The sequence below is a fragment of the Jatrophihabitans sp. genome (genome assembly GCA_036399055.1).
In the GTDB taxonomy this organism is placed as follows: domain Bacteria; phylum Actinomycetota; class Actinomycetes; order Mycobacteriales; family Jatrophihabitantaceae; genus Jatrophihabitans_A.
The window spans coordinates 209,403-232,449 of record DASWNX010000040.1; the positions used below are offsets into that span (position 1 = coordinate 209,403).

The following is a 23,047-nucleotide window of genomic DNA, read 5'->3' on the forward strand; positions in this document are numbered from 1 at the left end:
CGCCCCAGAGAGTCGGCGCCGGGTCGACCGAGCGGATGCGCCCCGGCGCGCGAATCCCTTGTCAGGGACATCAATCGCCCAGCCGGACGTCGCGGTCCGCTGGCGCCAGGGCGCCGACCCCTGATGGGCATGCCGCGTCGCTGACCTCGGTGTGCCCGGACATCGCTTGGATGCGGTAAGTCAGGCACAGGCGGGCCACGAACTGCTCATAGCTCAGCCCGCCTCCCGACTCCCCACCGGCCGTGATGGCGCCTGAGACGATCACCGCCTCACCCTCGGCCCTCGCTACCAGCGCAAGGTCGGGCAGCGCCTTGGCAACGGCCTCGAGCTGGGCCTTCCCCGAACTTCCACGAGCCGCTGCCGCGAGGTCCTCGCGAAGCGAGAACGCCTTGGCGCGCACGGCGCTGACCGCTTCCTGCCGGGCGTTCTGAGCGGGGCTGCCGCATGCGGCAGCGCTCAGGCCCAGGGCCAGGACCAGGACCACAAGCACCGCCGCGCCACGCCGCGCGGTGACGCCAGCTCGACCACTCATCGACGGCACGCCTCTTCCGAATCCGAGGCGTCTCAGCTGTCGGGCAGCTGGTCGCAGATCGCCTGCCAGGCGGCCTGGACATGCCGGCGCTCGGTCAGCACCGAGCCGATCGCCATCCGGATCGCGAACCGGCCGTTGACCTCGGTGTGCGTCAGGTAGGCCTGGCCGGAGTCGTTCACCGCAGCCAGCAGCCGGCGGCCGGCGTCGTCGCCGGCCCGGAGCGCGAACGTCACCAGAGCCAGCGGGTGCGGCGCCAGCAGCTCGAAGCGCGGATCGGCCGCGACCCAGGAGGCGAACTCCTGAGCCAGGCCGACGTGGCCGCGGATGTGCGCGCGCAGGCCGTCGGCGCCGTACCAGCGCAGCACCGTCCAGAGCTTGAGCGCCCGGAACCGCCGGCCCAGCGGAACCTGCCAGTCGCGGTAGTCGAACACCTCGCCGGACTCGCTGGCGGAGTTGCGCAGGTACTCCGGCAGGATCGACAGCGCCGCGGTCAGCGCGGCCCGGTCGGCGATCCAGAACGCGCTGCAGTCGAAGTTGGTCAGCAGCCACTTGTGCGGGTTCGTGCAGTACGAATCGGCCTGTTCGACGCCGGCGTTGATCCAGCGCAGCTCGTCGCAGACCGCTGCCACCCCGGCCCAGGCGGCGTCGACGTGCAGCCAGGCGCCGTGGCGGTGGGCGAGTTCGGCCAGCTCGGCCACCGGGTCCAGCGCCCCGGTGCCGGTGGCGCCCACCGAGGCCACCACCAGGGCCGGCGTCCAGCCGGCTGCGACGTCGGCGGCCAGCAACTCGGCCAAGTGCTCAGGCCGGGCCGCCAGCGTGACCGGGTCGACGTCGAGCTTGCGCAGGGCCGCGGTGCCGATGCCGGCGATCCGGCAGGCCTTCTCGACCGAGGAGTGGCTCTGACCGGAGGTGTAGACGCTGAACCGCCCGGCCGCCACGCCGGCGGTCTCGGTGGCGCCGCCGCTGGCCCGGTGCAGGGCGGCCACCAGCGCGACCAGGGTGGCGTCTGAGGCGGAGTGCTGGATCACCCCGCCGCCGGCGGAGCCGGAACGGAAGCAGGCCGGCAGCTCCAGCAACTGGGCCAGCCAGTCCAGCATCTGGGTCTCGAGCTCGGTGGCGGCCGGCGAGGTCGCCCACAACATGCCCTGCACGCCCAGGCCCGAGGCCAGCAGGTCGCCCAGGATCGAGGGGCCGGTGGCGCTGGCTGGGAAGAACGCGAAGAAGGACGGGTGCTGCCAGTGGGTCAGACCAGGCAGGATCACCTGGTCCAGGTCGGCCAGCACCCCGTCAAAGCCCTGACCGGTCGCTGGCGGCTCGGCGGGCAGGCCGGCCCGCACCTGGCCCGGCGTCACCTGCGAGAGCACCGGCAGGGACTCCAGCCGCTCGTAGTAATCAGCGATCCAGTCGATGACCTCGCGGCCATGCCGGCGGAACTCCTCCGGGCTCATGTGAGCGCTCATCTGACTGAATCTAGCTCAGTGCCGACCGACGACCGACGACCGACGGCCGACGACATGGTCGGCCCTGGCTCGCCCTGGTAAGTCCTTGCCGGCGCCGGTCGGGGGTCAGGCCTCATGCCCCCAGCTTGGGCTCGCTGCGCGGCAGCACCGCCAGTTGGGGCGCGGTTCCCGGTCGGGTGAGCCGTGGCCGGCGCAGCATGCCTTCGGTCAGGCCCCGCGCCAGGTGCCAGGCGAAGCGGTCCTTGCGCTTGGCGTTGCGGGCCTGTTCCCAGGTTCCCCGCCAGAACCGGTGCGCGGCGCGCTCGCGGCCCCGGCTGGAGGCCAGGTCCCGGCGCCTCAGGATCCACAGCCGGTTCCTGACGTCGTAGCGCAGCCGCGGCCCGAGGTCCTTCCACTCCGGCTTGTCGGGGTGGACGACGATGCTCGTGGTGCTGGCCAGGCCACCGGCCATCACCTGCAGCCGGGACGTGTACTCGCTGTCGTCCCACCAGATGAAAAAGTCGGCGATCGGCAGAAAGGTCTGCCGGGCGGTCTGAAGATTGATGAGCACTCCGACGAAAGTCGCGTGAGCGGCCGGGTAGGTGTCCGGCGGCGTGCGGCTCAACCGGTTCTCACCCTCCGGGATCGGCATCGGGACGTGGCTCGGCAGCTTCTTTCCCTCCGGTGACAGCACGGTGGAGGCGACGAAGCCCGGCTTGGTGTCGCCGGCCGCCTCCATCGCGGCCAGCAGCGGAGCCAGCGCGTCGTGCCGGGGCACCGCGTCGTCATCCATCAGCCAGGCGAAGTCGTGGCCGCGACTGAGCAGGATGTCCAGGCCGGCCGAGAAGCCGCCCGCGCCGCCGATGTTGGAAGGGCTTTGCGCCAGCGACACCGAGGGAAACTCGCCCCGGACCATCTCGACGCTGCCGTCGGTGGAGCCGTTGTCGAGCACCAGGATCTCATCGAGTGGATGGGTCTGCTGCAGGAGCGCCGACAGGCATTGCCGGAGCAGTTCGCGCCGGTTGTAGGACACGACAAGAGCGGCCACGGTCATGGGGTTCTCCTTAAGAGCGTTACCGGGGTGGGGAAGTCGGGTTGGCGGCGTGCGGATCAACGCGAGTCGCTGGGTGGGAATCGGCCGGTGCGCGCCTGCCGGCGCGAGTCGGCCAGGCGCCGATACATCGACAGCGCCGAGGAGATCGCCATGTGCATGTCCAGGTACTGGTAGGTGCCCAGCCGCCCTCCGAAGAGCACGCCCGGCTCCTGCCGGGCCAGCTCGCGGTAGCTGAGCAGCTTGGCGCGGTCCGCGATCGAGTTCACCGGGTAGAACGGCTCGTCGGCCGCCTCGGCGAAACGTGAGTACTCGCGGAAGATGACCGTGCGGTCGTCGGGGTAATCGCGTTCGGGATGGAAGTGGCGGAACTCGATGATGCGGGTGAAGGGCACCGTCTCGTCGGAGTAGTTCATCACCGAGGTGCCCTGGAAGTCGCCGACGTCGAGCAGCTGGCGCTCGAAGTCGACCGTGCGCCAGCCGAGCCTTCCCTCGCTGTGGTCGAAGTACCGGTCCAAGGGGCCGGTGTAGACGACAGTGACCCGACCCGCGGTGTTGTGCCGGTTGACCTGTGATCGCGGGTCCAGGAAGTCGTTGTCGAGCAGCACCTCTATCCGGCTGTCGTCGATCATCCGCTCGAACCACGCGGTGTAGCCGTGAACCGGCAATCCCTCATGGGTGTCGCTGAAATATCGATTGTCATAGGTGTAGCGGATCGGCAGCCGCGAGATCACCGCCGCCGGCAGCGTGGTCGGGTCGGTGGCCCACTGCTTGCGGGTGTAGCCCCGGATGAAGGCTTCGTACAGCTCCCGGCCGATCAGCGAGATCGCCTTCTGCTCGAGATTGTCAGGCTGACCGACGCCGGCCTCGGCTGCCTGCGCCGCCACCCGGGCCTGCGCCTGCGCAGGTGACATCGAGGCCCGGAAGAACTGGTTGATGGTGCCGAGGTTGATCGGCAGGGGGTACACCTCGCCGCGGTAGTTGGCATAGACGCGGTGGACGTAGTCGGTGAACGCGGTGAACCTGTTGGCGTAAGCCCAGACCGTCTCGTTGGACGTGTGGAACAGGTGCGCGCCATAGCGGTGGATCTCGATGCCGGTGACGGGCTCGATCTCGCTGTAGGCGTTGCCGCCCAGGTGTGATCGGGAATCGACGATCAGCACCCGCATTCCCAGCTGCGTGCTGCACCGTTCGGCCAGCGTCAGGCCGAACAGGCCGGCGCCGACGACGATCAGGTCAGCGTCCATGCCGCGCGCCATCCGTTCCGGCGGCGGCCTCGGCTGGGCACTCCGGTGACGCCGGCTCACCGGCCGCCTCGGCGAACTCCGCCAGCCGGCGCCAGGCCGCGGGCGCCAGTGCCAGGGCGCTCTGGTAGCGCGCCTGGAGCCGGCGGCCCTGGGCGTGCAGGAGTTCGGCGACCGGCTTGGCGTCCTGCCAGTGATGAGCCGCGGTCACCCGCACCGGCGTCCACGCGTGGGCGACCTGCTCGACCGCGCGCCCGAACTCGATCAGCTCCGGCAGCCGCCACCTCGCACCGCGGGCTCGCAGCAGCTCACCGTGCAGGCTCGCCGACGACTGGACGCTCCAGGTGCCCGGGTAGACCCGGCGCAGGGCCTCCCGGTCCCCGGCCGCCGCGGCGTCGTCGAGGGCACTCAGGTAGCGCCGCACACCGGCCAGTCCGAGCCAGGCAGGTCCGTCAGCCGGCCCGCCCGGGTGCTGGAACCGCAGGTGGTCGGCCCGCATCGCGTCGGCGAGCCGGCGCGGTGACAGCGGCTGAGCGGCCCCGAGCGGCCCGAGCGTCAGGTAGCGGCCGTTGATCGCGGTCTGGCTGAAGAACGCGTCCTGCTCGTCGGCCGGGTTGCTCGACTGCCAGGCGGCGAGGAAGTCATCGATCCGGATTGATCCGCTGAAAGCCGGTGGCGTCGGGTCGGCCACCCAGACCAGTCGCCGGTAGCCGTCGACCGCGTAGACGATCACCAGGTGCGCCGCGTGCACGTCGGAGTAGGCGGGGCGGAACGGCAGGTGGTAGTTGTCCACCGCGGCGATGGGCAGTCCGCCGTGGGCCAGCACCTCGACCAGCTCGTCCAGCGCCACCCGGCCGGCGTGCCGGGCCTTGCTCCAGCCAAGCTCCAACCGGTGGTGGGGCGCGAGCGCCTGACCCAGTCCGAGGCCGGGCGGCAACGGAAGGTAGAACTCCTCGTGGGGGTCGTCGGCCGGAAGGTGGGCGAAGCTCCAGCCCGCGCCGAGCACCTCCAGGGGGTCCCAGCCCCCGGCCAGCAGCGCGCTTCCCAGGCTCGCCTGCAGGCACCCGGCCGTGTCGCGGTACCAGCTGGGTGGCCGGCGGACTGCCTGAGCCGAGCGGGTCGCACCGGCGCGGGCGCCGGCCGCGCTCACGAGGACGCCCCGGACGCGGCGGGCAGCAGCGTCATAGCGAAGATGTGCAGCGCCGGGTTGCGCGGCAGGCGCAGGCCTACCAGGTCGGCCCGGCGGGTCACCGGCACCCGCTGGCACCACATCGTGGCCCGGACGCCGAACTGCACATGGTGGGGGTAGTGCATGGCCTGGCTGCCGAGCGCGACCGTCTCACCGAACACCGCGGGCGCCGCCCAGAAGTCCGAGACCCGCACCGGCTCGAAATCAGCCGTCTGGTCAAGGAAGAACAGGCACAGCTCGTCCTCGACCCGGCGCTCGGCGGCGGCGATCAGGTAGAGCCAGTCGTAACGTCCCGCGGGCACGTCCAGCAGCTGGCCGTCGCAGCGCACGTTGTCCGGGTGGGCGTCGCCGAGGTGATGGACCTCGAAGACGATGCCGTCCACCAGCACCGTCGGCCCGCTCGGCAGCTCTTCGGCTGCGAAGGAGTTTCCCCAGACGTTGAAGGCACCCTGACCGGTGGCGCCGGCGGGCGTGCTGGCCACATTGTTGAGCGCCGTGGCCAGCGCGACCGGCCGGCCGGCGCCGGCGCGAGCCGAGCCGGCGCTCATCGGGGTCTCACCGCCTGGTCCAGGGCCGGGCTTAGCAGGGTGAGAGCTGAGCTCAACACCTCGATGGAGCGTAGGTAGTCGGCCAGAACCAGGTGCTCGTCGTCGCTGTGGTCCAGCACGTTGTGACCGGGCCCGTAAGTGGCCATCGGAATGTTCCAATCCTGTGCGAGGGTGTTCATGTCCGAGGTGCCGGAGCGCAGCTTGAGTCCCGGCACGGCCTGCGCGGCCCGGATCGGCCCGCAGAGGCTGAGCACCACGGGATTGCGCCGGTCGGCCCGGCAGGCGGCGACGTCGTTGACGACGCTGAGCTCGCCGTGCGGGCAGCGCTCGCGCAGCTGAGCCAGCAGGCCGGCCGAGTCGAAGCCGAGCGGCGTCCGGACGCTGACCGCGATCTCAGCCTCGGTCATCCCGCCGCTGACCGAGACCAGCGTCGCCCCCGGCTGGTCGAAGCGGGCGTGGGAAGCCTCAGGGCCCAGCAGGTCCAGCACGGCGTGCCAGCATTCGACGGCCAGCTCAGAGGCCTTGGCGGCTGGGTTGGTGGGGTGCGTCGACGGTCGCTGAACCCGGTAGGTGAGATCGAGTTTCCCCTTGTACCCCAGCACTACCGAGGACCAGCCGCTCGGCTCGCCGATGATGAGCGCCGCAGGCGTCGGATAGTTCTGCCGCACGGCCACCGCGCCTCGAGAGCCGGGGGTCTCCTCTTCCACGACGCCGACCACGGTGATCGTGCCGGCGGCCTTCACCGCCCTGGCAGCGGCGCAGATCATCGCCGCCAGCGGTCCTTTCGCGTCGACTGAGCCCCGGCCGTGCAGGCGCCCGTCGCGAATGCTCGTCGGCAGCGGGTCACCGGCGGTGTCGAGGTGGCCGAGCAGCATCACCGTGGGCCCCGGTCCGCGCTCGATGCTGCCGCAGACGTTGCCAGTGGCATCGACGCCGGCGCGGAATCCGAGATCGGTCATCGCCTGGCACACGAACGCGGCAAGCTCGCCTTCGTGCCCGGACGGTGAGGCGATCTGCACCATCTGCCGCACCAGCTCGATCGCCGTGGCATCGTCAGGCGCCGCTGTGGGCTCGGTCATCGCTGCGGACGGGGTCATCGCTGTGGACTGGGTCATCGCTGCGGGCTCGGTCATCGCAGACCCCCGTGACCGCCGGCCGGCGCCAGGGTGACCCTGGTGCTGCCCTGGTTGTCCAGCGCCTGGCGGATCGGCCGCTCGGGCCTGCCGTCGCCGATCACCACCCGGCCGACGCCAGCGCGCAGCGCTTCGCCCGCGGCGTTCAACTTCATCCGCATGCCGCCACCGGCGCAGTCGGGCAGCGCGTCTGGGTCCAGGGTCAGCTCGCTGATCGTCGAGCCGCTGTCGCCCGGATCGGCGAGCACGCCGGGGGTGTCGGTCAGCAGGAGCAAGGTGGCGCCGTCCAGCGCGGCGGCCACCGCCGCGGCGACCCGGTCGGCGTCGACGTTGACCGCCGCGCCGTCCTCGGCCAGGGCCGGCGGTGAGATCACCGGAACCAGCCCGGCCGCGAGCAGGCTGCGCAGCACTCGCGCGTCGACCCGCTCGATCCGGCCGCTGTGGTTGTCCCGCACGATCACCACCCGGCCGTCGCGCACCACGCGGTGGGCGCTCTTGCGCCGAGCCCGCACCAGCCCGGCGTCGATGCCGGTCAGCCCGACGGCCGGCACGCCGGCGGCCTGCAAGGCGCTCAGCAGGCGGGGTTTGGTGATCCCGCACAGGCCCAGGATCAGCGTCTGCAACGCCTCTGAATCGGTGTGGCGGGTGCTGAGGCCGTCCGGAGCGACCAGCCTGCGGTGGGGCTGCCCCAGCCGCTCGGCCAGCCGGTCGATGTCGGCCGAACCGCCGTGCACGAGCACCACCGGGACGCCGGCGCTGATCAGCGCCGCGACGTCACGGCAGAGGGCGTCCGGCTCAAGGGCTACCGCGCCTCCGCATTTGGCGACCAAGATGTCGATGACAGCTCTCCTTAGCTCGGGTGCAGCCCGGTGAAGCCGAGACCGGCCTGCTCGGGCCAGCCGTAGCGGACATTGAGTGACTGGACGGCGTTGCCGGCGCCGCCCTTGACGAGGTTGTCCAGCGCGGCGATGGCGACCAGCCGGCCTCCCTCGCGGTCGAGGGCGAAGCCGACGTCGCAGTAGTTGGAGCCGCTCAGCAGCTTGGGTTCGGGATAGCGGTACCAGCCGCGGCGGTGAGCGACGAGCCGGATGAACGGCTCTGCGGCGTAGCTGGCGCGGTAGGCCTGGCGGACCTGGGCCTCGGTGACGCCGTCGGCCAGAACGCAGTGGCACAGCACCTGTACGCCGCGCACCGCGTTGACGCCGGTCGCGCTCATCCGCACCGGCAGGCCGATGGCCTGTTCGACCTCGGCCTGGTGGCGGTGCTCGGTCGGGGCGAACACCCGCATCGAGCCGCTGCGTTCGGGATGGCTGTTGCCGGCGGCGGTCGAGGCGCCGGAACCGCTGGAACCGGTGCGGGCATCCACCTGGACGGACCCGGTTATCAGCCCCGCCTGGACCAGCGGGTGCAGCGCCAGGATGGCCGCGGTCGCCATGCAGCCGGGGATGCTGATCCGGTCGGCGCCGGCGAGGGCGTCCCGGTGCAGCTCGGCGAGCCCGACGACGTAGCTGCCCAGCGCGTCCGGATCGGCATGGGCTTTGCCGTAATGCCGCCGGTAGGCGGCTGGGTCGGCCAGCCGGAAGTCCGCCGAGAGGTTCACGGTCACCGGCGCCAGCGCCTCGAACTCCGCTCGCCGCTCGACGCTCACGCCATGCGGCGTGGCCAGCAGCACGACGTCGTAGCTGTCCAGCTCACGGTCGTCGACAAAGCTCAGCTCGGTGCTGCCGCGCAGGTTCGGATGCGCCCCGTCCACCCGGCGCCCGGCCAGCCGTCGCGAGGTGCAGGCCACGACCTCCACGTGCGGATGAGACGACAGCAGCCGCAGCAGCTCGCCGCCGATGTAGCCAGAGCCTCCGACGATCGCCGCCCTGATCATGACCGGGCTCCGGCGAGGACGGGTTCGTCCGAGATCGCCAGCAGGTGGTCGACGATCAGCTCGGCCAGCTCCAGGGAGTCCCCGTGCGCCTGTTGGAAGCCGCCGAACTCCACGCCGGCGTTGACCTCCAGCACGGTGAGCTGGCCGTCGGCGCCTTCGATCAGGTCGACCCCCGCGACCGCCGCGCCCACCGCGCGGGCTGCCGCGCGGGCCAGCTGCGCCATCTCCTCGGTCAACGGGCAGGCCATCGGCTGGCCGCCGAGCGCGACGTTGGTGCGCCACTGATCGCTGCGCCGGTAGATCGCTCCGACGGCCTGATCGCCGATGACTATCACCCGCAGGTCCCGGTCGGGCTTGGCCACCAGGCGTTGCAGGTAGACCAGGTGCGCTTGGGGCCCCGGCAGCGCGGCGATGTAGTCGAGCACGATCTCGGCAGTCGCCAGGTCCCGAACCGGCGTGACGAGCCGCCCCCATGAGCCGGTGAGCGGCTTGACGACCAACGGAAAGCCCAGCTCCAGCATCGCCGCAAGCGCCGCCTGCGGGCTGAGCGCCAGGCAGCTGTCCGGCGTGGCGACGCCGTGCCGGCGCAGTTGGAGGCTGGTCCGCCACTTGTCGCCGCAGATCTCGATCGCGTGTGCCGAATTGACCATGGGTAGCTCCTGAATCTCCAGCGAGCGGGCCGCGTACACCGCGCGGCTCAGGCTGATCTCGCGGTTGAGCACCGCCCGATAGACAGGGGCGCCCACCGGGGTGTCGGGCATCCGCAGCTCGCGGGTGTCGAGCTGGACGTAGGGCACGCCGCGGCGTGTCAGGGCCGCGAAGAGGCGTTTCTCATCGGAGCGGACCCGCGAGGCCAGGACGGCTACCGGCGCTTGCGCCGAGGCAGTCCTCATTCGCCCCAGTCCTCCTCGATCTCCGGGGCGAGCGCGAGCAGCAGGGGGCTGGTGGCGACCACTTCGAGTTCGGCGCGGCAGTCCAGGCATTCGACGATCTCGTTGAGCGTCGGCTCGGCCGGCAACGTCAACGGGCTCTGGCATTCAGGGCAGGGCGTGGTCACGAAGTGCTCCTCAGAAGGTGGGGTGGGGTTGGCGGTGAGGGGGTCCGGATGGCGTGATGACTGGCGGGCCCAGCCCGAGCTCGCCCAGCACCTGCTGGTGGATCGCCTCGCCGCTGACGCCGTAATGGGCGAGGATCTCGCGCTCGCTGCCGACCAGCGACACGAAGGCGCGGGGGATGCCCACGCGCAGCAGGCGGCGCGGAGCGGCGGCGCACAGCGCCTCAGCCAGCGTCGAGCCGAGGCCGCCGATGATCCAGTGCGCTTCGACGCTGACCACCAGCGAGGCCGGGGCGACGGCGTGCAGAAAGGCCTCGGTGTCAAAGGGCGCCAGCGTGTGGACGTGCAGCACGGTGACTCCCACGCCGTCCTCGCGCAGCAGCGCGGCCGCGGCCAGCGTGGCGGCCAGCGGCTGCGGGCCGATGGCCGCCAGCACCACCTCGCCACCTGGCGACAGAACCTGGATCCGGCCGAGCACCGGCGCGGGCATCGGGTGCGGCAGCGGCTCGGCCGCGCCCCGGTCCAGCCGCAGGTACACCGGGCCGGGCAGGTCGACGACCTGCTCCAGCAGCGCCACGACCTGCTCGGCGTCGCCGGGCACCACCACCGTCATGTTCGGCAGCGCCCGCATCACGGCCAGGTCCTCCAGGGCGTGATGGGTCGGCCCGAGCCGGCCGGCCGACACCCCGGCATGGGTCGCGGCGATCCGCACCGGCAGGCCGTTGTAGGCGATGTCGATCTTGACGAACTCCAGCGCCCGGCTGGCCGCGAAGGTGGCCATGGTGTGCACGAACGGCCTGGCGCCGCCGGCCGCCAGACCGGCGGCGGCGCCCATCAGGCACTGCTCGGCGATGCCCAGGTCGAGGTAGCGCCCGGCGGCGGCGCCGAAGTCGGCGCCGGTGAACAGCCCGGTGTCAGAGTCCAGGCACACGGTGCGGGCGTCGCTGGCCAGCAGCGCCAGCAGGGCGTCGCGATAGGCCAGTCGCGGGCTCACAGCAACGCACCGCCCTCACTGAGGAAGGATTCCAGCGAGGACCGGACTCGGGCCTGCTGGGTGGCCGAGAGCACGACGTAGTGGCTCTGCCTCAGGCCTGACAGCTGGGGCACCCCATGGCCCTTGTCGGTGTGGGCGATCAGCACGCTGGGGCGGCCGGGGGTCCACGGCGCGGCGCCGAGGTGGGCGCTCAGCGCCTGCTGGTCGTGGCCGTCGACCTCGCGCACTGACCAGCCGAAGCTGCGCCAGCGCTCGGCCAGCGGCTCGAGAGTCACGATGCTCTCGGTGTTGCCGCCCAGTTGCAGGCCATTGCGATCGATCACCGCTGTCAGCTGGTCGGCGCCGTGCGCGGCGGCCACGCCGGCGGCCTCCCAGCAGGAGCCTTCTTGCAGCTCGCCGTCGCCGAGCACCACGAAGACCCGTCGTGGTGGGCCGAACAGCCGCGCTGCCAGGGCGAAGCCAAGACCCAGCGCCAGGCCGTGACCCAGTGATCCGGTCGGCAGCTCCACACCAGGCACCGCCGCCACCGGATGGCTCATCAGACGCCCGCCGGAGCGGCAGTACTCCTCGAGCTCGGCGGCCGGAAAGTAGCCGCGCTCGGCGAGGGTGGCGTAGAGCGCTATCGCGCCGTGTCCCTTGCTGAGCAGGAAGATGTCGCGGGTGGCTTCGGCCGGGCGCTGCGGATCGATGTCGAGCACGTCGAAGTACAGGCAGCTCAGGATGTCGACCAGTGACAGGGAGCCGCCGAGGTGCCCGCCGTCCGGCCCGGAGCACATCTCCACGACCGCTCTGCGGATGTTGTCGGCATGCTGGGCGGTGCTGGTCATGAGCGCGTTCCGCTCGCCATCGCCGCGACGGCGCCCAGATTGGCCCAGATCTTGTCGAAGGCGTCGGCGTACTGGCTCAACGAGGGCCCGGCCGAAGGGTTCAGATGCCGTTTCTGGATGGTCAGCGAGTCCTCGATCACGGCCCGGGTGACCGGATAGTCGCCGCTGGGCGGCGGCGATCCCAGCCGCCAGGGATAACCCTTGCCGAAGCCGATTCGATCGACGAACACCTGCTGTTCGGGCAAGGGCATCAATTGGTAGCGCGAGACCGGCACGCCCTCGGCGCGCAGCAGGCGCCTGAGCACGCTTCGGAACGACGCCGGCCGGACCCCGTCCAAGCCGGCTGCCTCCGGGTCGAAGCGGAGCCGGAGGATGTGCCAGGCGTGGGTGGTTCCGGGCGCCGCCCGGGGGACCACGATCCCGGGCAACTTCTCCAGCCGGCCCAAAAAGGCCTGCACGTTGTGCTGGCGAGCCCGCTCGTAGTCGTCGAACCGGTCGAGCTGGGAGAGCGTGAAGGCCGCCTGCACCGAGCTCATCTTGCTGTTCCAGCCCAGAATGTGAGACACGTACTCGCGCTGTTGGGCGGGGTCGATCACCTCGCCGAACTGGCGGGCCATCCGGATCCGGTCCGCCAGCTGCCGGTCGTCGGTGGTGATCAGCCCGCCTTCCCCGCAGGTCGGCAGGTTCTTGGTGACCTGCAGGCTGAACGCGGCCGCCGTTGCTAGGCTGCCCACCGGCCGGCCCTGATACCTGGCCCCGTGCGCCTGTGCCGCGTCCTCCACGACGGCCAGCTGGTGCTGTCGCGCGATCTCACCGAGAGCGGTCATGTCCGCGGGCTGACCGTGCAGGTGGACGGGCAGGATCGCGGCGGTGCGTGGTGACAGCGCGGCCCGCACCGCCTGCGGGTCCAGGCAGAAGGTCACCGGGTCGACGTCGGCGAACACCGGCACCGCCAGCTGGTGCAACGGGGCCAGGGCGCTGGCGATGAAGCTCAACGCGGGCACGATGACCTCGTCGCCGGGGCCTACCCCCAGGCCGGCCAGGATCAGGCTGAGCGCGGTGGTGCCGTTGGAGGTCGCGACGCAGGCAGCGCTGTCGCAGCGCAGCGCCCACTCCTGCTCCAGCCGGCTGACCGGCGTGTGGCCGGCCGAGTCCGAGACCATCCGGCCGTCCAGCGCCTGCGTCACGGCGGCCCGATCGGCATCGGTCACCACCGGCCACTGCACGGCTTCCGGCGGTTGCGTGACGGCGGCCTTGCCGCCGAAAGCGGCCAGTTCCGACTGGGTCCTGGGCTGCGGCGAGAGCGTCACAGGCGGTTCCGATCTGTTGTCGAACACGGGGAGAACTCGAACCTAGAGCCGGGTCCGGCCAACTGGCGTCGGCCTGTTCGCTGACGGCTGCGACAGCCGCGCAGCGCTCGGTTCGCGGCCGGTGAAACGCAGGAGCTACCGCGACGGCCGGCAGCTAAGCGGCAGGGGGGACGACCGGGGAGCCGGCGCCGGTCAGGATCGACATCAGGCCATCGAGCCACCTGAGATCGCTGAGCACACCGACCACCAGGAGCACCTATGCAGCAACCTCCGCGCATCCTCGCGCTGTGGAGCGCGCCGAGATGCCGCTCGACGGCGTTCTCCAGAATGGTCGCCGAGCGTGGCGACTACCTCGTGATCCACGAGCCCTTCTCGCGGCTGGCCGACTTCGGCCAGGTCCGGATCGGTGAGCGGGAGGTACGCAGCGAGGCGGGCGTGATCGCCGCGCTGCGCGATGTCGCCAGCCGGCAACCGGTGTTCTTCAAGGACACGACGGACTTCCGTTATCCGCAGGTGCTGGCCGACCGGGACTTTCTGGCCGAGGTCCGGCACTCGTTCATCATCCGCGAGCCGGCCGAGGCGATCGCCTCGCACTTTCGGCTCAATCCCGATCTGCGTTGTGACGACGTCGGATTCACCAGGCTGGCTGAGCTGTTCGACGCGGTGGCCGGCCTGAGCGACCGGCCGCCGGCGGTGATCGACGCCAACGAGTTGCTGGTGGCGCCCGAGGCGCTCGTGCGGTCTTACTGCGAGCAGGTGGGCATCGAGTTCCGACCTGAGGCGCTGCGCTGGTCAGCAGGCATGCGCGCGGACTGGCGACAGACCTCTGAGTGGCATGCCGCGACCAGCTCGACGACCGGGTTTCAGGCGCCGCCGGCTGAGGACGCTGTCGATGTGAGGGCCGATGAAACCCTGGCCGGCTACCTCGAGCACCACCTGCCTGCCTTTCAACGGTTGCATGCCCTGCGGCTGAGGCCGGCGTCATGACCGGCGGCATCGGCCCGGCCATGCCCGACGCGCAGTTCCGGCTGTTGGCGCATCAGACGGTCGACGTGGTGGCCGACTACCTGGCCGGCATCCGCGAGGACCCGGTGTTCCGGGTGATGCCTGACGCGGTGCGCGCGAAACTAAGCGGCCAGCCACTCGGTGAGGAGCCGGTGCCCGTCGAGCGGCTGCTCGCCGAAGTCCGCGAGAGCGTGTTGCCTTATCCGATGGGAAACGGGCACCCGAGGTTCTTCGGCTGGGTGAACTCCGCACCCGCGCCGGCCGGCATCCTCGCCGAGCTGCTGGCCGCGGCTCAGGATCCCAGCTGCGACGTCGGAGACATCGCCGCCCTGCACGTGGAGACCGCCGTGCTGGAGTGGCTCAAACAGCTGATGGGCTATCCGGCCGCGGCGGCCGGCGTCCTGGTCAGCGGCGGCAGCATGGCGACCCTGACCGGGTTGGCCGCGGCGCGCCAGTGGGTCGCCGAGCGCGACGGCTGGGACGTCCGCCGCGACGGAACGCGCCCGCCCGACGGCCGGCGACTGATGACCTACGCCAGTGACCAGGCGCACAGCTCGGTCCGCAAGGCCGTCGAGCTGCTGGGACTGGGCAGCTCGTCGCTGCGCAAGGTCGAGGTCGATCACGATTACCGTTTGGATGTCGGCGCGTTGACCCGGGCCATCGAGCAGGACCTGAGCCGGGGCGCGAGGCCGTTCTGCGTGGTGGCCAGCGCCGGAACGGTGAACTCCGGCGCGATCGACCCGTTGGCGCAGATCGCCGATGTCTGCCAGCGCTATGGGCTCTGGCTGCACGTCGACGGCGCCTACGGCGCGCTGGCCAGCGTGCATCCGCAGGTCGCTGCGGCCTTTGACGGCCTGTCGCGGGCGGACTCGCTGACCATCGACCCGCACAAGTGGCTCTCGGTTCCGATCGAGTGCGGTTGCGCGCTGGTCCGCGACGGCGAGCTGTTGCGCCGGACGTTCGCCTACGTGCCGGCCTACCTGCACACGGAGCCGGGCGTGGGGGTCGGTGGGCTGGACTTCGCCCAGTTCGGATTCCAGCAGACCCGTGGCTTCCGGGCGCTCAAGCTCTGGATGGTGCTGCGGCAGCTGGGACGCCGCGGCCTGCGCGAGCTGATCGGCAGGCATCTCGAGCTCGCCCGCGAACTGGCCCAGCTCATCGAGGACTCGCCGGAGCTGGAGCTGATGGCGCCGCTCAGCCTGTCGGTCGTCACCTTCCGCTTCCTCGCGCCGGGCGTCGGCGAGCAGGACGGGATGAGCCGCCTCAACCGCGCGATCGAGGCCGCGGTGCAAACCGACGGCCGGGTTTTTCTCACCAGCACCCGGCTGCGTGAGGGCGTGGTGCTACGCGCCTGCGTCCTGCATTACGACACCGGCTCCGCCGACCTGGTGAAGCTGGTCGAGGTCGTCTGCGAGATCGGCCGCGACCTTGCCAAGCGGTGGGTCGCCGATCAGGCCGAAGCGCGTTCTCCGGGCTGGGCAGTCAGCGCCAGCACGGCACATCGACAAGGAATTGAGGAAGTATGACGATCTGCGACGTCACCCTGGACCCGCACTTCACCATCGCGCCGGTGCCGGCACGGATGTTCGGCGTGCTGGTGGAGCACATGGGCCGCTGCGTCTACGGCGGGATCTACGAGCCGGGTCATCCCAAGGCCGACGACGCCGGCCTGCGCCAAGACGTCACCGAGCTCGTCCGCGAGCTCGGTGTCACGCTGGCGCGCTATCCGGGCGGAAACTTCGTCTCCAGCTTCGAGTGGGAGGACAGCGTCGGCCCGGTGTCGCAGCGGCCCACCCGGCTGGAGCTGGCCTGGCGGCAGCTGGAGCCCAACACCTTCGGCCTCAACGAGTTTATGAGCTGGACGCGCGTCGCCGACGTCGAGCCGATGATGGTGGTCAACCTGGGCACCCGGGGGGTAGCCGACGCCTGCAACCTGCTGGAGTACACCAACTTCGACTCGGGCACGAAGTACTCCGACCTACGCATCTCCCACGGTGTCCGCCAGCCGTACGGCGTCAAGCTCTGGGGCCTGGGCAACGAGCAGGACGGCCCCTGGCAGATCGCGCAGAAGTCCGCCGTCGAGTACGGCCTGGCCGCTGCCGAGACCGCCAAGGCGATGCGCAAGATCGACCCGAGCATCGAGCTGGTCTCCTGCGCGAGCGCTTGGCGGCACCTGCCGACGATGGGCAGCTGGCAGGCCACCGTTCTCGAACACGCCTATGAGTACGTCGATCACGTCTCGCTGCACGCCTACTTCGAGCCGATCGAGAACGACCGCACCGGTTACCTCGCCTCCGGGCTGGTGCTCGAGCAGCTGATCGACGCGGCGGTGGCCACCTCTGACTACGTCGGCGCCAAGCAGCGGTCGAAGAAGAAGTTGAACGTGTCCTTCGACGAGTGGAACCTCTGGTACGAGAGCCGGTTCGTCGAGAAGGACCTGGACTGGGCGATCGCGCCACGGCTGCTCGAGGACACCTACACCGTCGAGGACGCCGTGGTGCTGGCCAGCCTGCTGATGAGCCTGCTGCGCCACAGCGACCGGGTGAGCATGGCGTGCCTGTCCGAACTGGTCAACGTCGTGGCGCCGATCCGCGCCGAGCCCGGCTCGGCGGCCTGGCGCCAGACCATCTTTCATCCGTTCGCGCTCATCGCCCGGCATGCCCGCGGCGAGGTGCTACGGGTGGAGCCGCGCACCGAGACCCTGGACTCGAGCACCTACGGCGGCGTGCCGGCAGCCGACGTGCTGGCCACCCGTGACCCTGAGGACGGCAGCATCTGCCTCTTCGCGGTGAACCGGCACAGCGACGAGCCGATGACGCTGCAGGTCGCGCTGGCGGCGCTGCCGCCCATGCGGGTGGTGGAGCACGTCGAGCTGGGCGGCGGCGCGCTGGGTGAGACCAACACCGAGAGCTGCCCGGACCGGGTCGTCCCGCAGGTCAGCACCGCCCACCAGCTGGCCGACCGGCAGCTGAGCGCCCAGTTGCCACCGGTGTCCTGGACGATGATCCGCCTCGTCCCCGCCGAGACCGGTCAGCTCAGGTGAGCTGGGCCGCCGGCGCCGGGGGACACCGCTCGTGAGCGTCGAGTTCCGGACGCTCACCGAGCGGGACGAGCTCACCGCCGCCTGCCGGGTGTTCTGGCGCTCGATGGTCGGCCTGCCGCCGCTGGGGAGTATCGACCCCGTGCCCGGACTGGAGCCCGGGCGTTTCCTCGGGGCCTTCGACGGCGGCGAGCTGGTCGGCTGCGCGGACTCCTACACCAGCTGGCTGACCGTTCCGGGCGGAGCGCGGGTGCCGCACGCGGCGGTCACCCACGTGGGAGTGCTTCCCACCCACACCCGGCGCGGGATCATGACCGAGCTCCTGGTGGGCCAGTTGACCGACTGCCGACGCCGGGGTGAGATCACAGCCTCGCTCTGCGCGTCCGAGGCGGGGATCTACGAGCGGTTCGGCTACGCCATCGCCACCACCGCCGCCAGCGGCCGGCTGATCCGCGACCAGGCCCGGCTGCGGGAGGGCGCGGCGCCCAGCGGGCTGATCCGGCTGGCCGATCAGCCCGATGCCAGCCGGCTGCTGGCCGGCATCTACGAGCCCGCCGCCTGGAACGGCTCGATCTGCCGGCCGGAGGGCTGGTGGTTGCTGCATCACCTCGCCCAGCAGGCCGAGCCGATCAAGCCCTACCGGGCGGTGCACGGTGATCCCGGCCACGAGGACGGCTTCGTCCTGTACCGGCCGACCGAGCCCGAGCGGTGGCTGGGCAGTCATCAGCGGACCGTGGTCGTGGAGGACTTCGTCGCGCACTCGGCCGCGGCCTACCTGGGGCTGATGCGGCATCTGCTCAGCCTGGACCTGGTGGACGTCCTGGAGTTCGCGACGTTGCCGGCCGACGACCCGTTGCCGATGCTGCTCACCGACGCCCGGGCGCTGCGCGAGGTCCAGTTGCGGGACGAGGCCTGGCTGCGGCTGGTGGACGTGGCCGCGGCCCTGGGCGCGCGCGGCTACCGCCCCGGCGGGTCGGTGGTGATCGAGGTCGAGGACCCGGTCCTTCCCGCCAACACCGGCCGGTACCGGATCAGCGGTTCGGGCGCGGCGCGCACCGCCGAGCCGGCCGGGATCGCGGTCGGGGTGGCGGCGCTGGCCGCTGCCTACCTGGGTGGGACCAAGTGGTGGCAGCTCGCTCGCGCCGGCCGGGCCGTCGAGCTGCTGCCGGGCTCGCTGGCCGACGCCGATGAGCTCTTCGGCGTCAGCCGCCTGCCTTATTCGGGAACGAGCTTCTAGGGTTGCCCGGTATTCGACCGGTTCGCGGAGAGGAGGCGTCTTGCTAGGCCCCTACTCCACCATCCTGCGTCATCCGGGTGCGGCGAGGTTCGCCGCGACCGGAGTGCTCGCCCGCTTCGACCTGGCGATGAGCTCACTCGGCGTGATCTTGCTGGTCGTGGGGCAGGGCGGCTCTTACACCTTGGCCACCGTGCTGACCGGCGCCAACGCCCTTGCCACCGCGGTCTTCGCGCCGCTGCTGTCCAGGCAGACCGACCGGCGGGGCCAGCATCTGATGCTGCTCGCCCAGGCCCTGGTCTACCTGCCCGCCGTGCTCGGCCTGGTCGCGTCGGTGCTGGCCGAGGCCCCGGTCGAGCTGCAGGTCAGCCTCGCCGTGCTGGCCGGAGCGTCGAATCCGCTGGTGTCCTCGATGGTCCGGGCGCGGTGGTCGGCGATCTATCGCGGCAGCCCGACCCTGCGCACCGCGTTCGCGATGGAGTCCATGATCGACGCCGCCGTCATCGCCGTGGGCGCGCCACTGGCCACCTTCCTGGCGGTGTGGCTGGTTCCCGCCGCGCCGCTGCTGGTCGCCTCGGCGGCCGGCGCGGTGGCCGCGGTGGTGCTTGCCCTGCAGCGCCGGACCGAGCCGCCGGTGGCGCCGCGGACGGGCGGCCGGGCGCCCGGCGTCAGCCTGGTTCCGCCGGGAGTGCCGGCGGTCCTGGCCGTGCTGGTCTTCGTCGGGGTCTACCTGGGCGCCTTCGACGTGGCCACCATCGCGGTCGCGCTGGAGTCCGGCCGCACCCAGCTCGGCGGGTGGGTGCTGGCGGCTTACGCCTTGGGCTCGACCATCGGCGGCGCGCTGATCGGCCGGGCCACCTCGGGGTCCATGCTCCGCCAGCTCTACCTGGTGCTCGGGCTGTTGTCGGCGGCCGTGTGGCCGATGCTGTTCGCGCACAGCCCGGCGCCGTTGCTGGCGCTCGGCTTCACCGCCGGCCTCGGCGTGGCGCCGACGATCATCCTGGCCATCAGCCTGGCCGAGGCGCGGGCGGAGCCGCAGCGGTTGACCGAGGCGCTGGCCTGGACCGGCTCGGCGCTGGTGACCGGAACCGCGGCCGGGCAGCTGCTGACCGGCCACGTGGTGGACTGGCTGGGCGGCAACGCCGGCTACACCGTCACGCTGGCCGGGGGGCTGGGCGCCCTGCTGGCCGCGCTGCTCGGCCTGCGGGCCGGTTCAGACGAGCTCAGCCGAGCGCACCATGCCGGCCCGGAAGGCCAGTGAGACCAGTTCGGCGCGATCGCGCGCGCGCAGCTTGTGCCGGATCCGGTAGACGTGGGTGCGCACGGTGGCGTTGCTGATGAACAGCGCCTTGGCGGTGTCCTCCAGCGACTTGCCGCCGGCCAGGGTCACCAGCACCTCACGCTCTCGCGGGGTCAGGCTCGCCGTCCGCGGCTTGAGGTCGTGCTCCACGCTGGCGGCGCCGGCCCGCAGCCAGTCGATCAGGCCGCTCACCAGGCGCGGGGTCAGGTAGAGCTCGCCCTGGGCGGCGGTCCGCACGGCCAGCGCCATCTCCGTGGCCTCGACGTCATCGGCGAGCACCCCGCAGGCGCCGGAGTCCAGCAGGGCGCTGGTCGTGGCTGGGCGCCGGTCATGGCAGACGGCGATGACCGGCGACCGGGCCGCCCCGTCGGCGCGGAACAACCGGATCGCGTCGCTGAGCTCGTCCCTGGCCTCGGGAAGGTCCAGGACCACCAGGTCTGACCGAGTGGCACGCCAGGCGGCGAGGCTGCCGCGGCCGTCGCTTGCCAGGCTCACGACCGAGACGTCCGGCGCCTCGCCGAGCATGGTGCGCAGGCCCTCGCGGGTGATCGCCTGCTTGGCGCAGACCACGACACGAACCGTCATCCGGTCATCCCCTTCTGGACCGGCGGCGGCGGGCAGCGCTGACAGCGATCTGAATCCGAATGAGCTGCGCGATTCCAACCAGCATATGCGGCCTAATCGGACTAAATGGTGCGTGTCCATCGTAAGCGAGGCGGGCCGCACGGCGGAGACTCCGGGCGTGCTCAGTCGACTGGGCACGTGAGCCCGTAACCCGCGGCGTCAGCCGCCTGGCTGTCAGAGCTAGTGGCCTCAGCCGCCTGGCTGTCAGCCCTGGCGGCGCCAGCCGCCAGGGCTGCGGCGTTGAACCGACCGCGCCGGCCTAGGACCGGCCGGCCGTCGTGGTGCCCCCGGTGGGATTTGAACCCACACGCCTTGCGGCAATGGATTTTGAGTCCACCATGTCTGCCATTCCATCACAGGGGCTTGAGCCGGACGGAAGTCTAGCCCGATAGGCTCAGCACCGCGCAGCCGCGGCGGTTCTCGGCTGAGCGGCACCGAACCGACTCAAGGTTGGAAGTCTCTGGCGTGAGCGAGCAGGCAGCACCCCGCGAACAGCCCGGCGCCCGGCGCGTGCTGATCGCCGAGGACGAGGCGTTGATCCGGCTCGACCTGCGCGAGATGCTGCAGGAAGAGGGCTTCGAGGTCGTCGGCGAGGCGGCCGACGGTGAGAAAGCGGTGCAGCTGGCCACCGAGCTGCGCCCGGACGTGGTGATCTGCGACGTCAAGATGCCGAAGATGGACGGGATCACCGCGGCCGGTCAGATCGCGGCCGCCCGGATCGCGCCCGTGGTCATCCTGACCGCCTTCAGCCAGCGTGACCTGATCGAGCGGGCCCGCGACGCCGGCGCGATGGCCTACCTGGTCAAGCCGTTCCACAAGCGCGACCTGCTGCCGGCGATCGAGATGGCTGCCAGCCGGTTCGCCGAGATCAAGGCCTTGGAGGCTGAGGTCTCGGGGCTGCAGGACCGGCTGGAGGCCCGCAAGCTGATCGAGCGCGCCAAGGGCGTCCTGATGGCCGAGCACCGGCTGTCCGAGCCGGAGGCCTTTCGCTGGATCCAGCGGGCCGCGATGGACAAGCGCACCTCTATGCGAACCGTCGCCGAGGTGGTGTTGGCAGAGACGGGGCACGGCTGAGAATGCTCTGGCGAAATCACAGAGTAGTCGGTCAGTCACCGGGCCCGTGGAGTATGTCCGGAGTTCTGTTAAATGTAGAAACCCGCGGGACGCGATTTGGTTACGACCTACAACAGTTAATACAGATGCCATCCATCTGCGGCGGAACTCAGGCTAGCGTGCACCGACAACGAACCTGACACGGTAAATATTTCCAGCACCGGGTTCGTAACGTCCACGCGAAGCACCATCACGGCCTATTCGAGGCACGAGCATGAGGAGGAGACGTCAGTGCGGACTAGTTCCCTGGCGAAAATCGCTGCCATCGGCGTAGCGGGAGTCATGGCACTCAGTGCCTGCTCCAACAGCAGTGACGACAACGAGGGCCCCGGCCTCCCTGGCGGTAGCACGGGCAACAACCCCGGGGGCAACGCCTCTAAGACCTACAAGATCGGCTGGCAGGGCCCGCTGTCCGGTGACAACCAGCAGCTCGGCATCAACGAGGCCAACGGCTCCCGGCTGGCCGTCAAGGAGGCCAACGACAAGGGCGACCTCGGCTTCAAGCTCGTGATGGTCGAGTCCGATGACGTCGGCACCGCCGACAAGGCGCCGGCCGCCGCCGCGAAGTTGCTGCAGGACGCCGACATCCTCGGTGTCGTCGGCCCGGCGTTCTCCGGACCGACCTCGGCCACCGGCAAGACCTACGCCGCGGCCAACATGGGCCTGATCAGCGGTTCGGCCACCAACGCCACCCTGACCTCCTCCGGCTTCACCACCTTCCACCGGGTCGTCCCGACCGATGGCGTCGAGGGCACTCAGCTCGCCGAGTGGCTGGCCAAGAAGTTCAAGACCGTCTTCGTCGTCGATGACACCAGCACCTACGGCAAGGGTGTGGCCGACGTCGTGCGCAAGACCCTGACCGAAAAGGGCGTGAAGATCACGAACCAGGGTGTGGCTGCCAACACCCAGGACTACGGCGCCATCGCCCAGCGGGTGACCCAGTCCAAGGCTGAGGCGCTCTTCTACGGCGGCTACGACGCGCAGTCGGCGCTGTTCGCCAAGGCGCTGGCCGCCTCCGGCTACAAGGGCCTGAAGATGACCGGCAACGGTGGCAAGTCCTCGGTGTTCACCAGCGGCGCCGGCGCTGCCGGCAACGGCTGGTACTTCGCCTGCGGCTGCCAGGACGCCACCACCGCACCTGAGTCCAAGGCGTTCGCCGAGGCGTACGAGAAGATGTTCAACACCCCGCCCTCGACCTACTCGCCGGAGTCCTACGACGCCACCAACGCGCTGATCGCGGCGCTCAAGGCGGCCGTGAAGACCACCAACGGCAACCCGACCCGTAAGTCCGTTGTCGAGGAGATCGACAAGCTCGACATCCCCGGCATCACCACCCAGCTCAAGTTCGCGGACAACGGAGAGGTCGCCAACGCGACGGTGAACCTCTACACCCAGAAGGACGGCAAGATCGTGATGCTGGGCAAGATGCAGGACCAGGCCTAACCCGGGCTAGCTCTGTAAAGCAGTGACCCCGGATGAGGGGCGCGGGAATCTCGGCTTAGCCGGATGGCGCGCCCCTCATCTGTGAGTCCGC

22 protein-coding genes and 1 tRNA gene are annotated in these 23,047 nt (G+C 70.8%); 7 read left to right on the forward strand and 16 right to left on the reverse strand.

The genetic code is table 11. From position 1 onward, the window contains the following. Positions 1–70 precede the first annotated feature (70 nt). The 14 genes from VGB75_18795 to VGB75_18860 all read right to left on the reverse strand — a co-directional run bounded on the left by VGB75_18795 (position 71) and on the right by VGB75_18860 (position 13,197). Positions 71–532, reverse strand: a complete 462-nt coding sequence (locus VGB75_18795) for a hypothetical protein (protein ID HEY0169101.1) — start codon at positions 530–532, stop codon at positions 71–73. A gap of 32 nt (positions 533–564) precedes the next feature. Further along, positions 565–1,992, reverse strand: a complete 1,428-nt coding sequence (locus VGB75_18800) for a pyridoxal-dependent decarboxylase (GenBank protein HEY0169102.1) — start codon at positions 1,990–1,992, stop codon at positions 565–567. Between the two features lie 112 nt (positions 1,993–2,104). Further along, the gene (locus VGB75_18805; GenBank protein ID HEY0169103.1) at positions 2,105–3,025 is read right to left on the reverse strand and encodes a glycosyltransferase family 2 protein; all 921 of its coding nucleotides are present in this window, start codon (positions 3,023–3,025) and stop codon (positions 2,105–2,107) included. Positions 3,026–3,081: 56 nt separating this feature from the next. Beyond that, the gene (glf, locus tag VGB75_18810; GenBank protein ID HEY0169104.1) at positions 3,082–4,269 is read right to left on the reverse strand and encodes a UDP-galactopyranose mutase; all 1,188 of its coding nucleotides are present in this window, start codon (positions 4,267–4,269) and stop codon (positions 3,082–3,084) included. Continuing rightward, on the reverse strand, positions 4,259–5,416 hold the full coding sequence (locus VGB75_18815; GenBank protein ID HEY0169105.1) for a BtrH N-terminal domain-containing protein: 1,158 nt from the start codon (positions 5,414–5,416) through the stop codon (positions 4,259–4,261). The genes glf and VGB75_18815 overlap by 11 nt, the downstream gene beginning before the upstream one ends. Continuing rightward, positions 5,413–6,003: a hypothetical protein gene (locus VGB75_18820; protein ID HEY0169106.1), complete on the reverse strand. Its 591-nt coding sequence runs from the start codon at positions 6,001–6,003 to the stop codon at positions 5,413–5,415. Before VGB75_18820 ends, VGB75_18815 begins: the two co-directional genes overlap by 4 nt. Beyond that, positions 6,000–7,136, reverse strand: coding sequence for a M20/M25/M40 family metallo-hydrolase (locus tag VGB75_18825; GenBank protein ID HEY0169107.1), 1,137 nt, complete (start codon positions 7,134–7,136; stop codon positions 6,000–6,002). The genes VGB75_18820 and VGB75_18825 overlap by 4 nt, the downstream gene beginning before the upstream one ends. After that, positions 7,133–7,966 (reverse strand): [LysW]-aminoadipate kinase, encoded by an 834-nt coding sequence (locus VGB75_18830; protein HEY0169108.1) that lies wholly within the window; start codon positions 7,964–7,966, stop codon positions 7,133–7,135. The genes VGB75_18825 and VGB75_18830 overlap by 4 nt, the downstream gene beginning before the upstream one ends. A 20-nt stretch (positions 7,967–7,986) precedes the next feature. Then, positions 7,987–9,012: an N-acetyl-gamma-glutamyl-phosphate reductase gene (gene argC / locus VGB75_18835; protein ID HEY0169109.1), complete on the reverse strand. Its 1,026-nt coding sequence runs from the start codon at positions 9,010–9,012 to the stop codon at positions 7,987–7,989. After that, positions 9,009–9,905 (reverse strand): RimK family alpha-L-glutamate ligase, encoded by an 897-nt coding sequence (locus VGB75_18840; GenBank protein HEY0169110.1) that lies wholly within the window; start codon positions 9,903–9,905, stop codon positions 9,009–9,011. The genes argC and VGB75_18840 overlap by 4 nt, the downstream gene beginning before the upstream one ends. Continuing rightward, complete coding sequence (gene lysW / locus VGB75_18845) at positions 9,902–10,069, reverse strand: lysine biosynthesis protein LysW (protein HEY0169111.1); 168 nt, start codon at positions 10,067–10,069, stop codon at positions 9,902–9,904. The genes VGB75_18840 and lysW overlap by 4 nt, the downstream gene beginning before the upstream one ends. Before the next feature lie 10 nt (positions 10,070–10,079). Then, on the reverse strand, positions 10,080–11,060 hold the full coding sequence (locus VGB75_18850; protein HEY0169112.1) for a transketolase C-terminal domain-containing protein: 981 nt from the start codon (positions 11,058–11,060) through the stop codon (positions 10,080–10,082). After that, positions 11,057–11,887, reverse strand: a complete 831-nt coding sequence (locus VGB75_18855; GenBank protein HEY0169113.1) for a hypothetical protein — start codon at positions 11,885–11,887, stop codon at positions 11,057–11,059. The genes VGB75_18850 and VGB75_18855 overlap by 4 nt, the downstream gene beginning before the upstream one ends. Further along, positions 11,884–13,197: a DegT/DnrJ/EryC1/StrS family aminotransferase gene (locus VGB75_18860; protein HEY0169114.1), complete on the reverse strand. Its 1,314-nt coding sequence runs from the start codon at positions 13,195–13,197 to the stop codon at positions 11,884–11,886. The genes VGB75_18855 and VGB75_18860 overlap by 4 nt, the downstream gene beginning before the upstream one ends. A gap of 258 nt (positions 13,198–13,455) precedes the next feature. On the opposite strand from VGB75_18860, the gene VGB75_18865 reads away from it, so the two are divergent. Genes VGB75_18865 through VGB75_18885 form a run of 5 tightly spaced genes read left to right on the forward strand, consistent with a single transcriptional unit; the run spans position 13,456 to position 19,737 of the window. After that, positions 13,456–14,184 (forward strand): hypothetical protein, encoded by a 729-nt coding sequence (locus VGB75_18865; GenBank protein HEY0169115.1) that lies wholly within the window; start codon positions 13,456–13,458, stop codon positions 14,182–14,184. Continuing rightward, positions 14,181–15,728 (forward strand): aspartate aminotransferase family protein, encoded by a 1,548-nt coding sequence (locus VGB75_18870; protein ID HEY0169116.1) that lies wholly within the window; start codon positions 14,181–14,183, stop codon positions 15,726–15,728. The genes VGB75_18865 and VGB75_18870 overlap by 4 nt, the downstream gene beginning before the upstream one ends. Further along, complete coding sequence (locus tag VGB75_18875) at positions 15,725–17,245, forward strand: alpha-N-arabinofuranosidase (protein HEY0169117.1); 1,521 nt, start codon at positions 15,725–15,727, stop codon at positions 17,243–17,245. The genes VGB75_18870 and VGB75_18875 overlap by 4 nt, the downstream gene beginning before the upstream one ends. A gap of 31 nt (positions 17,246–17,276) precedes the next feature. Next, the gene (locus tag VGB75_18880; GenBank protein ID HEY0169118.1) at positions 17,277–18,479 is read left to right on the forward strand and encodes a GNAT family N-acetyltransferase; all 1,203 of its coding nucleotides are present in this window, start codon (positions 17,277–17,279) and stop codon (positions 18,477–18,479) included. A gap of 40 nt (positions 18,480–18,519) precedes the next feature. Continuing rightward, positions 18,520–19,737: a hypothetical protein gene (locus tag VGB75_18885; protein ID HEY0169119.1), complete on the forward strand. Its 1,218-nt coding sequence runs from the start codon at positions 18,520–18,522 to the stop codon at positions 19,735–19,737. Here VGB75_18885 and VGB75_18890 read toward each other — a convergent pair. Together VGB75_18890 and VGB75_18895 are read right to left on the reverse strand one after the other, a co-directional pair. Continuing rightward, on the reverse strand, positions 19,690–20,361 hold the full coding sequence (locus VGB75_18890) for a response regulator transcription factor (protein HEY0169120.1): 672 nt from the start codon (positions 20,359–20,361) through the stop codon (positions 19,690–19,692). The genes VGB75_18885 and VGB75_18890 overlap by 48 nt on opposite strands. A 318-nt stretch (positions 20,362–20,679) precedes the next feature. Beyond that, a tRNA-Leu gene (locus VGB75_18895) sits at positions 20,680–20,763 on the reverse strand. 102 nt (positions 20,764–20,865) lie between these two features. On the opposite strand from VGB75_18895, the gene VGB75_18900 reads away from it, so the two are divergent. After that, positions 20,866–21,474, forward strand: coding sequence for a response regulator (locus VGB75_18900; GenBank protein ID HEY0169121.1), 609 nt, complete (start codon positions 20,866–20,868; stop codon positions 21,472–21,474). A gap of 321 nt (positions 21,475–21,795) precedes the next feature. Further along, positions 21,796–22,956 (forward strand): branched-chain amino acid ABC transporter substrate-binding protein, encoded by a 1,161-nt coding sequence (locus VGB75_18905; protein HEY0169122.1) that lies wholly within the window; start codon positions 21,796–21,798, stop codon positions 22,954–22,956. Positions 22,957–23,047: the final 91 nt, after the last annotated feature.